The following is a 13,660-nucleotide window of genomic DNA, read 5'->3' as shown; positions in this document are numbered from 1 at the left end:
TAGTCGCTCCGGACGGGCCCGAGGGCGCTACCGTCGGTGCAGGGCGGTAGAGGGGAACCATCGCGTGGGGATCGAGAGCGACCAGCTCGTCTACGACTATCTGAGCCGGGTCGGGGACCTGGCGCAGCAGCAACAGCTGTCCTCGGGCACCCGGATGAGGCTTGTTTCGAACCTCCGGGGCGAGATCGACCGGCAGCGCGGAACGCAGTCCGCGGACAGCCCGGCGGCGGTTCGCCGCATCATCGGGAGGCTCGGCACCCCCGACGAACTCGTCGCCGCCGCGGCCGCGTCGGCGGACGGGACGGCGGAGCTGCCCCCGCGGCCGGAACCCGCCGCGGGGGAGGGGAGCGGCATCCCCCGTCCGCGCAAGGGGATGCTCAGGAAAGACAGTTCCGGCAAGGGCGCGTCGCGGGTGCGGGCATCGGCCGGGGGGCCGGAGGAGACGGATTCCCCGGCGGGCCCGGCGGATTCGGCGGGCTCGGCGGACCCGATGGATTCGGCGGACCCGGGCGGCCCGGCGGCCCCGGAGGCAGCCACCGGGTGGATGCCTTCGCCGCCGCACATGGCCGCTACGCCGCCGCACATGGCCGGTACGGACGAACTGGGGCCGTCCGGGGGCGAGCCCGACTGGTGGCGGGTCGAGCCGGGGCCGTTCGGTGACGGGGTGGACGTGCCGGGGTTCACCGGGGGCATCGAGATCCCGGCCATGGTGCGGCAGCCGTCGGCCGGGGACACCGTTCCGCCTCCCCGCACGGCGCCGGGCGGACCCGCGGACGAGGACGTCGACGCGGCGGCCGGGGATGAACCGCACGCCGAGGCGGCCGGCCCCGACGAGGCGGCGCCGCGACGCCGACGGATCCGCGGACTGCTGCGCCGCGCCCCGCGCGAGGCGGAGGAGAGCGGAGCACGGCGGGGCGGGTTCTCCCACCCCTTGTTGCTGGTCGCCGCCGCGCTGCTGGTCGCGGGCGCGGTGCTGGGCTCCTGGCTGGCCCTGGCGGGTGGCTGGCTGCTCGCGTACAGCTCGCGCACGTTGTCCCGCGCCGAGGCGAAATGGGCGGCGATGGGGCTGCCGGGCGTGGTCGTGGCGGGCGGGATCGTCTGGCTCTGGGGCCGCATGGAGGGGCGCTGGGGCGAGCCGATCGCGCAGGACGGCCTGTCGGACGCGATGAGCGGGATGTTGCCGGTGCTGGTCCGGACGGCCGCGGTCGCCTCGGCGGCGTTCCTGGTGTGGCGGGCGCGGCGACGGGTCGGGTGAGAACGGAAGATCCACCACGGCGTCCGGTCTGCGTCCGGTCAGGGATGGCACGTGACGCGCAGGTGAGCCGCGGCGTTGTTGGCGTATCCCCTGGGGTTCCAGACGGTCGCCGGGGATTCCGCCTGCACGGCCGCGGCGGAGTCCCAGGCGCGTGCGACGAGCACGGCATCGCCGGGGGGCAGGGTGAGCGTGGTGCGCCAGTGCTGCCACGTCCAGGGGTGCTCCGGCGGGTCGAGATCCGCGCGGGTCCAGGTGCGTCCGCGGTCGGTCGAGACGTCCACGCGTGCCACGGTCCGGTCGTCCCCGGCGAAGGCGAACCCGCTGACCTCGGTCGGCCCGGAGGCCAGGTGGGCGTTCTTGCCGGGCCGCAGGATCGCGCAGTGGATGCCGACCGGGCCGAGGGTGATGCCGACGCCGGGGCCGGCCGCCGCGGGGTCGGCTTCGGGCGGCAGGATGCTGTATTCGGTCTGGTAGTAGTTGTCGGTGGGTTCGGCCTGTGCGCTGATGCGCTGGAGCCATTTGACGCTGCGGGCGCCGATCCAGCCCGGGACGATCACGCGCAGCGGAGCGCCGTGCGCGGCGGGCAGCGCCTGATCGTTCATGACCCAGGCGAGGAGCACCTCGCTGGAGGTCGCCTTGGCCAACGGCAGCGAGCCGCCGAAGGGCTGGGGCGGAGTGGCCCGCTGTGAGACGTCGGCGCCGATGAGGGCGATGTGGGCGGCTTCCGGCCGCACCCCTGCCTCGGCGAGCACATCCGCCAGGCTCACCCCGCTCCATTTCGCGGTGGAGATGGCTCCGGGCCCCCACGGGACCTGACCGGGGATGTCGCGGACCTCGACGAGATCGGCGCGGCGGTTGCCCGCACACTGCAGTGTCGCCACCACCGTCCGCTCGGGGAGGCGGCGCAGATCGTCCATCGACAACTCCAGCGGACGATCGACCAGACCATCCACTCGCAGTCGCCAGCTCGCAGAGTCGATGCGCGGGATCGGCGCGTGGTTGCGAGCGTAGAAGGTGTCCAGGGGAGTGATCTGGGATTCGAGGGCGCCAGGAGGCGCTTCGGCGTTGTAGGGCTCGTCTTGATGGACGAGCATCTCGTCAGACTTGTCCCATGTGGCCATCTGGTCACTATCCGTCATGTTCGGCGAGTGCACCAGCCCGCCTGCCAAGGGTGCAGGCCAGGCGGGTGGCGTACGGAAGCGCGCCGCCGCGGGGCGGGCCGGGGCGCCGGAGGGAGCGGCGCGATACGTGAACCGCCCCCGCCGTACCGTTACTTCGTCAGGTCCGTCCGCAGCTCGTCGAGGATCTGGTCCGCGGCCGTGTAGCCGATACCCGCGATCCACAGGCGGTCGTCGACCTCGAAGACCTTTCCGGCCTTCGACGCCTTCAGCCCCTTCCACAGTCCGCTGTTCATCGTCTTCGTCGTCCCCGCCTTCTCCGGGCTGCCGTACGTCGATGTGAAGATGACGTCCGCGTCCGCGAGGTCGATCTTCTCGGGGGACACGTCGTACGAGAAGCCGTCCTTGGCCTTGTCGGTAATGGCCGGTCGGCCGAGGCCGAGGTCGGCGAGGATCGAGCCGATGTAGTTCTGCTTGCCGTAGATGCGGATGTCGGCGCCCTCGACGAAGCGGACGAAATTGACCTCGGTCGCGGCGGCCTTCTCCTTGCCGCCGAGCGCCTTCGTGACCTCCGCGACATGGGCGTCGTAGGCGGCGACGACCTTCTTCGCCTCGTTCTCCTTGCCGAGGGCCTGCGCGTGCAGCTGGAAGTTCTGCTTCCAGGCGGAGCCGGTGGACTCCGTCATCACGGTGGGCGCGATCGCGCTGAGCTGCTCGTAACGGTCGCCGTCGCGGACCTTGCTGGTCAGGATCAGGTCCGGCTTCAGCGAGGCGACGGTCTCCAGGTTGGGGTTGGCGATCTCGCCGACCGCCTTGACGCCCTTCGTCTTCTCGGCGGGCAGGTAGGTGGGGAAGCCGTCCTCCGTCGCCGAGTGCGTCGCACCGACCGGCTGTACGCCGAGGCTGAGCGCGGAGTCCAGCTCACCGGTGTCGAGGGCCACGACGCGCCGGGGGGCCACCGGGACCTCGACATCGCCCATGACCGTCTTGACGGTGTGGGTCTTCGCGGCGCCGGAGCCCGAGCCGGATTCGGAGGAGCCGCCGGCGCTCCCGCCGGACTCCGAGAATCCACAGGCGGAGAGCGTGAGCGCGCCGGCCAGGGCGAGGGCGCCGAGGGCGAGGCCGCGACGGCGGACGGAGGGGGCCATGGGAAGCCTTTCGTAGGAGTGGGGAGGTGCGCCGGGGTGACCGGGACCGGTGCGCGGGTTCACGACGCCGGGGCGGCCTGCGATGGTGCCCCCGGCACCACGAGCGGCGAACCCGGGACCGGTGCGCGGGTTCACGACGCCGGGGCGGCCTGCCACGGAGCCCCCGGCACCACGAGCGGTGAACCCGTCACCGGGCACGGGACGATCACCGCGTCCAGGCCGAAGACCTCGCGCACGAGACCGGCGGTCACGACGTCCCCCGGGCGGCCCTCGGCGACGATCCGGCCCGCCTTCATGGCGACCAGGTGGTCCGCGTACCGGGCGGCCTGGTTGAGGTCGTGGAGCACGGTGACGACGGTCCGGCCGCGGGTGCCGTCCGCTGCCGGGGCGGTGAGCCGGTGCACCAGGTCCAGGACCTCCACCTGGTGCGCGATGTCGAGGTACGTGGTCGGCTCGTCGAGGAGCAGCAGATCCGTCTCCTGGGCGAGCGCCATCGCGATCCAGACCCGCTGGCGCTGCCCGCCGGACAGTTCGTCCACCGACCGGTCGCCGAGCGCGGTGATGTCCGTACGCTCCATGGCGTCCGTCACCGCCCGCTCGTCCTCCTCCGACCACTGCTGCCACCAGTGCTGATGCGGCTGGCGGCCGCGGGCGACGAGGTCGGAGACGGTGATCGCCTCGGGGGCCACCGGGGTCTGCGGCAGCAGTCCGATCGACTGGGCGATCTTCCGTGTGGGGATCTTCGACAGCTCGGTGCCGTCGAGGAGCACCGACCCGCCGCGCGGCTTGAGGAGCCGGCCGAGCGCGCGCAGGGTGGTCGACTTGCCGCAGGCGTTCGGGCCGACGATGACGGTGACCTGCCCGTCGGGAACGGCGAGGTCCAGCTCGTGGACGACGGTGCGGTCCTCGTACGCGAGCGTCAGCTCCCGCACGGTGAGCCGGCTGGTCGCGGACGGGGCCGCCGTGGCGTCGGACGTGCCGGACGTGCCGGACGTGCCGGACGTGTCGGGCGTATGGGTCGAGCTCATGCGGTGCCTCCACTACGGCCGCGGCGGCCGCCCTGACCGCGGACGATCAGCCAGATCAGATACGGGGCGCCGACCGCCGCCGTCAGTACGCCCACCGGCAGCTCGGTGGGCGAGAAGAGCCTGCGCGCCAGCAGATCCCCGAACACCACGATCACCGCACCGAGCAGCGCCGAGCAGAACAGCGGGATCTGCGCGGTCCGGGTCATCCGGCGGGCGATCTGCGGGGCGAGCAGCGCCACGAAGTCGACCGGCCCGGCCGTCCCGGTCGCCACGGACGCCAGGATCACGCCGAGGGCGACCAGCCCCAGCCGTACCCGTCCCAGGCGTACGCCGAGCGCGGTCGCGGTGTCGTCGTCCAGCGAGACGGTGCGCTGGGCGCGGGCGGCCCACAGCACGGCCGGCAGCAGGACCAGCAGCGTCCAGCCGATCGGCGCGGCCTCGGACCAGCCGCGGCCGTTGAGCGAACCGGTCATCCAGATCTGCGCCTGCTGGGCGACCAGATAGTCACCCTTCGTCAGGAACAGGGTGGTGACCGACCGCAGCGCGATGGCGAAGCCGATCCCGATCAGGACGAAGCGGGCGGCGTGCAGCCCGCCGCGCCAGGCGAAGACGTACACGAGGGCCGCCGCGGCCACCCCGCCGATGACGGAGAGATACGGCAGCACGGTGTACGAGGTGATGCCGAAGGTCATCGCGCCGACCGTGAGCGCGCTCGCCCCCTGGCTGATGCCGATGATGTCGGGGCTGGCCAGCGGATTGCGGGCGACGGTCTGGATCAGCGCGCCGGCGATCCCGAACGCGGCACCGACCAGCAGCCCCACGGTCATCCTCGGCAGCCGCAGCGTGCCGACGACCAGCTCGTCCGGGGACGGCTGACCCAGGATCACCTTCACGACCTCGCCGGGCGCGACGAAGCTCTCGCCGACACAGAGGTACGCGACACAGACCGCGGCCAGCGAGGCGACGAGGACGGCGGCGACGAGGGCCGCCCGCCGGTGCAGCAGGAACCTGCCCCGCGCCCCGATCCGTACGACGTGGTACCCGGCGGGCCGCACCCGGACCGTTGTTCCGGCACTCATGCGGGCACCGCCTTCCGGCGTACCAGGGCGACCAGGAACGGAACACCGATCAGCGCCGTCATCACGCCCGCCGGGACCTCGCTCGGCGGGAAGACGATGCGGCCGACGACATCGGAGACGAGCAGCATGACGGGCCCGATCAGCGCCGCCATCGGCAGCACCCAGCGGTGGTCGCTGCCCACGATCGCGCGCGCGATGTGCGGGACGGCGAGCCCGATGAACGCGATCGGGCCCGCCGCCGCGACGCCGACACCGGTCAGCACCGTGGCCCCGAGGCCGCCGACGATCCGTACCGTCGCGACCTTCTGACCGAGACCCTTCGCCACGTCCTCGCCGAGCGCCAGCGCATCGAGCCCGCGGCCGACGGACAGTACGAGCACGGTCCCGACCAGCAGGAACGGCCAGATCTGCTGCGCCACTTCGGCCTCGCGCCCGGCGATCGAGCCGACCTGCCAGAAGCGGAACTCGTCCAGCGCGGATGCCTTGGTCGTCAGCACCGCCGTCGTCACCGCCACCAGCAGCGCGTTGATCGCGGCGCCGCCCAGGGCGAGTTTCACGGGGGTGGCGCCGCCGCGCCCGCTGGAGGCGATGGCGTACACGGCGACGGAGGCGATCGCCGCCCCCGCGAACGCGAACCACACGTACCCCGTCAGGGTGTGGATCCCGGCGTACGCGATGGCCAGCACCACGCCCACCGAGGCGCCCTGACTGATACCCAGGATGCCGGGGTCGGCGATGGGGTTACGGGTGATGCCCTGGAGCACCGTGCCCGCGAGGGCCAGTGCCGCGCCGACCATCAGCCCGATCAGGGTGCGGGGCACCCGCATGTTGCGGACGACTTCGGCGGCGTCGGAGTGCCCGCCGTGCAGCAGGGCGTCGAACACCTCGGACGGGGGTATGGAGCGGGCCCCCACGGCGAGGCTGAGAAGCACCGCCACCAGCAGCGCCGCGACGGCCGCCGCCGTCGCGAGTGCGCGTCTGGAGCGGCGTGGAGCGGCGGCTGACATGGGACCCAATCGAGAGCGAACCAAAGTTAGGCTTGGCTAAGTCTAAGCACCGTCGATTTCGGGCCTGTGGCCCGTACCGGGACGGGTGCGACGTTCCGGTGCCGTGTCCGGCCCGGCGACAATGGACTTCATGCCTTCGCACCCGCTGACGGTCGGCTTCGACCTCGACATGACGCTCATCGACACCCGGCCCGGAATCAAGGCCGCCTACCTGGCCCTTTCCACCGAGACGGGCACGCCGATCGACGCGGACCTGGTGGTGAGCAGGCTCGGGCCGCCGGTCGACGAGGAGCTGCGGAACTGGTTTCCGGCCGACGCGGTGGCCGCCACCGCCGACCGCTACCGGGAGATCTATCCCACATACGCCATCACCCCGAGCCCCGCGCTGGCGGGTGCCCGGGAGTCGGTCGCGGCGATCCGCGAGCGGGGCGGCCGGGCGATAGTCGTCACCGCCAAGCACCGGCCGAGCGCGGAACTGCACCTCGCGCACCTCGGCATCGAGCCCGACGCGGTGATCGGCGGCCTGTGGGCGGAGGCCAAGGGCCGGGCGCTGCGCGAGCACGGGGCGCATGTGTACGTGGGCGACCACACCGGCGACGTACGGGGTGCCCGCACGGCCGGGGCGCTGTCGGTCGCGGTCACCACGGGCCCGTGCGACGCGGCGGAGCTCCGGGCGGCGGGCGCGGACGTCGTGCTGCCGTCGCTGACGGAGTTCCCGTCCTGGCTGGTCGGGTACCTGGACGGGGACGCGGCGTAGGGCCTCGGCGGGGGCGGATTCGCCGAGCACCGGGCGACCATGCCTCCGGACGCTCCCGCGGCGGGCTGACGACCCCCCATCCAGCGGGCTGCCGACGGCCGCTGCGCTTCGTCCCCGGTTCGCCACCCGTGTCGGACGGGGCTCCGGGACAACCTGATCGCTATCCGGAACATCTCCTCCCACAAGTCCGCACCACACCGGTGCGGGACGGTGAACGAGGAGCCGGAGCATGGTCCGACGCCCCATCCGCCCGATCGGCCTTCGCGGGCTCCGTGTCGACTACCCCCGCCGGGGGAGAAGCAACTGGCGCCGCTGGGTCCCTTCGTGGCGGCAGGTGTTGAGCGGGATCCTGCTCGGGTCCGGAGCGCTGGCCGGGCTGTTCGCCATGGTCTACGCATCCGTCGACATCCCGGACGAGAACGCCGAGGCGCGCAGGCAGGGCACCGTCTACTACTGGGCGGACGGCAGCCGGATGGTGAGCGTGGGTGCGGTCGACCGGCAGAACGTCACGCTCACCGGCATACCCGATTCGGTGAAGCACGCGGTCATCGCCGCCGAGAACGAGACCTTCTACTCCGACTCGGGGGTATCGGCGAAGGGGATCGCCCGCGCGGCCGTCAGCATGGTCAAGGGCGGTGAGACCCAGGGCGGCTCCACCATCACCCAGCAGTACGTGAAGAACACCTATCTCAGCCAGGAGCAGTCGGCCACCCGGAAGTTCAAGGAGTTCTTCATCTCGCTGAAGCTGAGCAATCAGCAGAGCAAGGAGGAGATCCTCCAGGGATATCTGAACACCAGCTGGTTCGGCCGCGGTGCCTACGGCATCCAGGCAGCGGCGCACGCGTACTACGGAATCCCCGCGAAGGACCTCGACCCCAGCCAGGCGGCGCTGCTCGCATCCCTGCTCAAGGGGGCGGAGCTGTACGACCCCGCGGGCGGCAAAGGCAACCACGAACGCGCCGTCGGCCGCTGGGAGTGGATCCTCGACCGGCAGGTGGAGATCGGCACGATGACGAAGGCCGAGCGGGCCGCGTACCAGAAGTTCCCCGAGCCGAGGCCGGCCGCCAAGTCGACCAGCCTCGGCGGCCAGACCGGCTATCTCGTCGACATCGCCAACAAGTACATCAAGAAGCGCTCGGGCCTCACCGACAAGGACCTCTTCCGGGGTGGCTACCGGGTGCACACCACCTTCGACAAGGCCAAGGTGCAGCAACTGGAGCGGGCCGTGCGGGACGTGCGCAAGCGCGACCTCGACCCCAAGAAGCGCTCCGAGGACAAGTACGTCGAGGTCGGCGCCGCATCCGTACGGTCCGACGGGTCCGTGGCCGCGGTGTACGGCGGAGCCGACGCGGTCACCCACTTCGCCAACAACGCCGACACCGCGGGCGTCCCCGTCGGCTCGGCCTTCAAGCCCTTCGTGCTGGCAGCGGCCCTTCAGCACGGCGACGGGATCACCCTGGACAGCGGCTACGACAATGAGGGGCGTCTGATCAAGGGCGTCCCGTACATGGCGGTCCCCGCCCTGCCGGGTGCCGGTCCCGGCCAGGTGATGGTCACCACGCCGACGCCCCTGCGCGAGGCGCTGGTCAATTCGTCCCACGCGACCTTCACGCAGCTCGGCAAGGACATCGGGCTGAAGAAGGTGAAGGAACTGGCGGTATCGGCCGGGCTGCACGAGGAGAGCCTGGCCCGCCTGGACAAGTCCTTTCCCCTCGGTACGTCCACACCGAGCGCGGTCAGGATGGCGGACGCGTACACCGCCTTCAGCAACGACGGCATGAGGGCCGATCCCTGGTCGGTGACCAGGATGACCCGGGACGGCGAGGCGGTCGAGGGCTTCGGGAAGCCCGAGCTGCGGCGCGCGATGGACGCCTTGGTGGCCAACGATGTGAACAACACCCTGGGGATGCTGGCCTGGAAGCGGCTGGGGCGGGACGGGAAGCTCGCCGCGTCGGACGGGCCCATGGCCGCCGACGACCTCTCGGCGGGCGCGACCGGCGAGGACGACCGGATGAAGTCGGCCTGGTTCATCGGCCACACCAAGGGGCTGACCACGGCCGTCACGATGTTCCGCAGCAAGCCGGGCACCCCTCAACTACTGGGAATGCAGGGCGTGGGCGGACCCGATTCGGGGCGCGGCAATGTCTTCCCGCCACGGATCTGGAGCGCCTACGTCACGGGGATGTAGGCCCACCCGTTCGCGATACCCCCGATGAGGGAGTCGGACGGTCGTGGGGCGGCCCGACCAGCCAAACCCACCTCGCCGGTGAAGGCGGCTGCCGCCCCTTGGCCCTTCTGCTCACGCCGGGCCAGTGGGGCGACGCCCCGCAGATGATCGAGGTCCTGGATCGGATCCGGGCGCCCCGCCCGCTGGGCGGACGACCCCGGAACCGGCCCGACCTCTCCTGGATCCGCGCCGCCCCCGAGGGCGAGGAGGGTCCCGGCCCCTGGATCGAGATCGCCTTCGGCCCGGACGACCTGGTCTATCTACGGGAGACCAGTGACCCCGAAAACGTCGTCACGACGACCACGACGAAATGGGAGGCGTTCACCAAGGGCGTCATGGCCGGCGAGTTCGACCACTTCGCCGAGATCGACGGCGAAGCCCCGGTGGCCCCGGCCTGACCTCACCGGACAACGCCCTTCATCTCTCCGAACGAATGCGCGACGCCATCACGGCACACATCCCCGGGCTGCTCCAGAGCATCGACCGAACGAGGCTCCACAGCTTCTGAGTTGAGGTGTAGACAGCCCGACTCAACGGCCGTGGGGCTCGTCGATGGGCGGGATGATCGCTCAGACCATGGCGATCACCCACCCTGAGAGGTGATCCACCCTGACCTCGATGATGTCCTCCACCGGCGAGTCCGAATACGGACAACCCAGTCCCGCGGCCCAGCAGGTGCTGTTCGGCCCCAAGCCCGCGGACCGTGCCGGATACATCAACGCATCCGAGAGAGAAGCCATCTGGGCGTCCCGGCGCTACACCGATATCGACGCCATCCGAGAACTTGCCGCCCGTAGCTACGACCGCGCGTACTACCCGGCGGGCACAGGCCGTCAGCTCGGAGCGATGATCCTCGCAGGGTCGCGCGCCGAGGCGCTCGCCTCCCTCACCGTCCCGACCCTCGTGATCCACGGCCTCGACGACACCCTCATCGACCCGAGCGGAGGGAAGCGAACGGCCGAACTCGTGCCCGGCGCGGAACTGATCCTGCTCGCCGACATGGGCCACGACCGGCCACGAGAACTCTGGCCCGCAATCATCGACGCCGTGGCTGCTCACACGGCGTGCACGTGAGCAAGACATGTTCAGCCGCGACGGCGGCGCCGGATGGACGGCTGGTGGCCGGTTTCGGCGCCGAGGCCGCCGTTGCGTCCCCCCCGCTGACGCCCATGCACACCCCCACCTGCCACGGGCCACCGCTTTGGCAGAATCGGACCGGACCGGATATCACAAGTCACTGACCGTCGGCCGACACGACGAGCTTGGGACGCGACCAGGTAAGGTGCACGCCCCTCGCCGTCTCCTGCGCACCTCACCAGCCAGCCGTCCACGCCGATCAAACCGCCGTCCGTGCCGGGGCACCGAGCGCAGGCACTCCAGCAGCGGAATGGCGTGCGGTGGGGCAAACCAGTCCGCCGCGGCACCTGTATGACGTTGGATCAGACAGTGACGGTCTTGTACTCGATGTAGGTGTTCAGGCCGGCGAAGCCGTACTCGCGACCCAGGCCGCTGGCCTTGAAGCCGCCGAACGGGCCGTCGAAGCCGACGGAGGTGCCGTTGATCGTGACGGTGCCGGTCCGCATGCGGCGGGCGATCTCCATGGCGTGCCCCTCATCGGCGGACCACACGCCGCCGGACAGGCCGTACTCGGAGTCGTTGGCGATGCGCACGGCGTCGTCCTCGTCCTCGTAGGCGATGACAACCAGCACCGGGCCGAAGATCTCCTCCTGGGCGATCCGCATCGAGTTGTCGACGTCGGCGAAGACGGTCGGGGTCACGTAGTAGCCCTTCTCCAGGCCGGTCGGCACCTCGGGGCCGCCAGTGACCAGGCGCGCGCCCTCCTTGATGCCGATCTCGATGTAGTCGCGCACCCGCTGCTGCTGGTCACGGCGGATCATCGGGCCGATGAACGTGTCCGGGCCCTGCGGATCGCCGACCTTCAGCGACTCGACGACCTCCTTCACGGCGGTGACGACCTCCTCGTAGCGGCTGCGCGGCGCGAGGATGCGAGTGTGCGCAATGCACGCCTCACCGTTGTTAAGCAGGGAGGAGAACTTCAGGCCCGCCTGGAACTTCTCCAGGTCCGCGTCGGGCAGGAAGACGGCGGCGGACTTGCCGCCCAGCTCCAGGCTGACCCGCTTGAGCTGCTCGCCCGCGATGGAGGCGATCCGGCGCCCGGCCCGGGTCGAGCCGGTGAACGCGACCTTGTCGACGTCGCGGTGGGACACCAGGTACTCGCTGGTCTCGCGGTCGGCCGGCAGCACGCTGATCGCGCCCTCGGGCAGCCCGCACCCGGACAGCAGGTCGGCCAGCAGGCCCATGCTCAGCGAGTTCTCCGGCGAGACCTTCAGGATGACCGTGTTGCCGGCCAGCAGCGCCGGAATGATCTTCGCCATGGAGGCGGAGAACGGCGAGTTCCACGGGATGACGGCGGCGACGACGCCAATGGCCTCCCGGCGGACCACGCTGCGGACGGTAGCCGCAGGCTCGGTGGGCGTCAGGACCTCCTCCCACGCAAGTTCCTCGGCCGCCTTCAGGTAGGCGTTGGCCTGCCGGGACAGGCCCGGCTGCCCGGCGCGGGTGAACCAGTCGGCGGAGCCGTTCTCCGCGGTGATCACGGCCGCTATCTCCTCCGCCCGGGCCTCGCGCAGGGCGTTGAGCCGGCGCAGCACCGCGATCCGCTCGGCCGGCGGGGTGTTCGGCCAGGTGCCCTCGTCGAAGGCAGTGCGGGCGATGGCCACCGCGCGGTCCACGTCGGCCGGCTGAGCCTGGGCGGCGCGGCCGACGACCGACTCGTCGTGCGGGGACAGGACGTCGAGCAGCTCTGGGTTGCTCGGCTCGGTCCAGGTGCCGCCGATGAAGAGCTTGCCGTAGGTGATCACGTGCTTTCTCCTAAGTCCGTAGCGGGACTCCCCGCTATATGTCACAGCACTGTAGCATTTTGCTTCGATACTAGGATATGCGCGTGGCACTAGATGGGTATCTCCGCCCAGGGTTGGCTATATTCGGGGCGTGAGAGCCGACGCAGCCCGTAACTTGGAAGCAGTCATGATGACCGGTGCACGTATGCTGGCCGCCGATCCGGCCGCGAGCATCACCGCCATCGCGGCGGAGGCCGGCGTGGACCGGCGCACCGTCTACCGGCGCTTCGCTTCGCGCGAGGAGTTGCTGGCGGCCATCTACGAAACGCGCCTGACGGCCATCGAGCGAGCCACCGAGGACGCCCGGCTGCGCGAGGCCCCGATCACCGTCGCCCTGCACCGGTATGTCGAGGGCATCATCGGCGTCAACCGCACGTGGCCGGTCGACCTGAGCCGGATGCTGGCCGAGGAGCCCGTCCGCGAGCGGCGCGAGCGCTCCGTCCGCGAGCTCACCGACTTCCTGTGCCGCGCCACGGACGAGGGTCTGCTCCGCTCCGGGCTGCCGGACGGGTGGGTGGGCACGGTCCTGCCGCAGCTCATGAACATCGCCTCGCGCCAACTGGCCGACCTCAGCCCCGCGCAGGCCGCCGACACGGTGGTCGACACGCTCCTGAACGGACTCGGCGCGGGCGCCGCCGGGTCCGCCCCGCGGACCGCCGCACCCCAGGCCCAGCGCACGGCCGACTAACCGGGGCCCTCCCCCGAGACGGCCGGCGTCAGCATCAGCAGCAGGCTGTGCACGCTCATAGGGCACCCCGCTGCTGCTCCTGGCGGCCGTTGACCATCAGGCCGCCACCCGGCCCCACCACACCCTCGACACCAGCAAGCGGGATCCGGCGCGGCTAACCACCCCGTGACCGTCGGCCGACACGACGAGCTTGGGACGCGACCGGGTAAGGTGCACGCAGAAAGTGCCTTCCCGCTGTGATGACAGAGACCTTCGACAAGCCTCATCATCCCAGTTCAGAAGGCCATTTCGCTTTTCCGATCAAGACTCGGACACCGCCACAAGTGAAACGCGCAGGCTAGCCTCGATCTTGCATGACGGTCCGTCGATTTCTCCGGCGGGCCGTTTCTCTGTTGCGGGCTGGTTGTGAGAATGGTGGTGGCCCGGCTGTCG

11 protein-coding genes and 2 pseudogenes are annotated in these 13,660 nt (G+C 71.0%); 7 read left to right on the top strand and 6 right to left on the bottom strand.

The window, feature by feature from the left end:
* Nucleotides 1-64: 64 nt before the first annotated feature.
* Complete coding sequence (locus tag ACF08M_RS35465; protein ID WP_392189398.1) at nt 65-1,255, top strand: hypothetical protein; 1,191 nt, start codon at nt 65-67, stop codon at nt 1,253-1,255.
* Between the two features lie 38 nt (nt 1,256-1,293).
* On the opposite strand, the gene ACF08M_RS35460 is transcribed toward ACF08M_RS35465, so the two are convergent.
* The 5 genes from ACF08M_RS35460 to ACF08M_RS35440 form a co-directional block, all read right to left on the bottom strand.
* A complete protein-coding gene (locus ACF08M_RS35460; RefSeq protein WP_392189397.1) occupies nt 1,294-2,376 on the bottom strand; it encodes a sulfite oxidase in 1,083 nt (360 codons plus the stop codon).
* Nucleotides 2,377-2,525: 149 nt separating this feature from the next.
* The gene (locus ACF08M_RS35455) at nt 2,526-3,521 is read right to left on the bottom strand and encodes an ABC transporter substrate-binding protein (protein WP_392189396.1); all 996 of its coding nucleotides are present in this window, start codon (nt 3,519-3,521) and stop codon (nt 2,526-2,528) included.
* Between the two features lie 131 nt (nt 3,522-3,652).
* Nucleotides 3,653-4,549 (bottom strand): ABC transporter ATP-binding protein, encoded by an 897-nt coding sequence (locus ACF08M_RS35450; RefSeq protein ID WP_392189395.1) that lies wholly within the window; start codon nt 4,547-4,549, stop codon nt 3,653-3,655.
* Nucleotides 4,546-5,628 carry a FecCD family ABC transporter permease gene (locus ACF08M_RS35445; RefSeq protein ID WP_392189394.1) on the bottom strand — a complete coding sequence of 361 codons (1,083 nt, stop codon included), beginning with the start codon at nt 5,626-5,628 and terminating at the stop codon, nt 4,546-4,548. The genes ACF08M_RS35450 and ACF08M_RS35445 overlap by 4 nt, the downstream gene beginning before the upstream one ends.
* Nucleotides 5,625-6,635 (bottom strand): FecCD family ABC transporter permease, encoded by a 1,011-nt coding sequence (locus ACF08M_RS35440; RefSeq protein ID WP_392189393.1) that lies wholly within the window; start codon nt 6,633-6,635, stop codon nt 5,625-5,627. The genes ACF08M_RS35445 and ACF08M_RS35440 overlap by 4 nt, the downstream gene beginning before the upstream one ends.
* Before the next feature lie 130 nt (nt 6,636-6,765).
* Between ACF08M_RS35440 and ACF08M_RS35435 the strand changes: the two genes are divergently transcribed.
* The 5 genes and pseudogenes from ACF08M_RS35435 to ACF08M_RS35415 all read left to right on the top strand — a co-directional run.
* Nucleotides 6,766-7,392, top strand: a complete 627-nt coding sequence (locus ACF08M_RS35435; RefSeq protein ID WP_392189392.1) for an HAD family hydrolase — start codon at nt 6,766-6,768, stop codon at nt 7,390-7,392.
* A 229-nt stretch (nt 7,393-7,621) separates the two neighbouring features.
* The gene (locus tag ACF08M_RS35430) at nt 7,622-9,580 is read left to right on the top strand and encodes a transglycosylase domain-containing protein (protein ID WP_392189391.1); all 1,959 of its coding nucleotides are present in this window, start codon (nt 7,622-7,624) and stop codon (nt 9,578-9,580) included.
* A gap of 5 nt (nt 9,581-9,585) precedes the next feature.
* Nucleotides 9,586-9,792: pseudogene (locus ACF08M_RS35425) on the top strand (IS5/IS1182 family transposase); the annotation flags it as partial.
* Between the two features lie 9 nt (nt 9,793-9,801).
* Nucleotides 9,802-10,017 (top strand): DUF397 domain-containing protein, encoded by a 216-nt coding sequence (locus tag ACF08M_RS35420; protein WP_392189435.1) that lies wholly within the window; start codon nt 9,802-9,804, stop codon nt 10,015-10,017.
* A gap of 145 nt (nt 10,018-10,162) precedes the next feature.
* A pseudogene (locus ACF08M_RS35415) lies at nt 10,163-10,693 on the top strand (alpha/beta fold hydrolase); the annotation flags it as partial.
* Between the two features lie 365 nt (nt 10,694-11,058).
* Here ACF08M_RS35415 and ACF08M_RS35410 read toward each other — a convergent pair.
* Nucleotides 11,059-12,501, bottom strand: coding sequence for an aldehyde dehydrogenase (locus ACF08M_RS35410; RefSeq protein ID WP_392189390.1), 1,443 nt, complete (start codon nt 12,499-12,501; stop codon nt 11,059-11,061).
* Nucleotides 12,502-12,685: 184 nt separating this feature from the next.
* Between ACF08M_RS35410 and ACF08M_RS35405 the strand changes: the two genes are divergently transcribed.
* The gene (locus ACF08M_RS35405; RefSeq protein WP_392189434.1) at nt 12,686-13,228 is read left to right on the top strand and encodes a TetR/AcrR family transcriptional regulator; all 543 of its coding nucleotides are present in this window, start codon (nt 12,686-12,688) and stop codon (nt 13,226-13,228) included.
* Nucleotides 13,229-13,660 lie beyond the last annotated feature (432 nt).

The sequence above is a fragment of the Streptomyces sp. NPDC015032 genome, assembly GCF_043080425.1.
In the GTDB taxonomy this organism is placed as follows: Bacteria; Actinomycetota; Actinomycetes; order Streptomycetales; family Streptomycetaceae; genus Streptomyces.
This window is presented reverse-complemented; position numbering and strand designations above follow the sequence as displayed.

What these genes read in the sequence shown, in the direction of transcription:
- ACF08M_RS35460 (WP_392189397.1), bottom strand. Translation starts at nt 2,376, where the DNA reads ATGGCCACATGGGACAAGTCTGACGAGATGCTCGTCCATCAAGACGAG.
- ACF08M_RS35455 (WP_392189396.1), bottom strand. Translation starts at nt 3,521, where the DNA reads ATGGCCCCCTCCGTCCGCCGTCGCGGCCTCGCCCTCGGCGCCCTCGCC.
- ACF08M_RS35450 (WP_392189395.1), bottom strand. Translation starts at nt 4,549, where the DNA reads ATGAGCTCGACCCATACGCCCGACACGTCCGGCACGTCCGGCACGTCC.
- ACF08M_RS35445 (WP_392189394.1), bottom strand. Translation starts at nt 5,628, where the DNA reads ATGAGTGCCGGAACAACGGTCCGGGTGCGGCCCGCCGGGTACCACGTC.
- ACF08M_RS35440 (WP_392189393.1), bottom strand. Translation starts at nt 6,635, where the DNA reads ATGTCAGCCGCCGCTCCACGCCGCTCCAGACGCGCACTCGCGACGGCG.
- ACF08M_RS35435 (WP_392189392.1), top strand. Translation starts at nt 6,766, where the DNA reads ATGCCTTCGCACCCGCTGACGGTCGGCTTCGACCTCGACATGACGCTC.
- ACF08M_RS35430 (WP_392189391.1), top strand. Translation starts at nt 7,622, where the DNA reads ATGGTCCGACGCCCCATCCGCCCGATCGGCCTTCGCGGGCTCCGTGTC.
- ACF08M_RS35405 (WP_392189434.1), top strand. Translation starts at nt 12,686, where the DNA reads ATGCTGGCCGCCGATCCGGCCGCGAGCATCACCGCCATCGCGGCGGAG.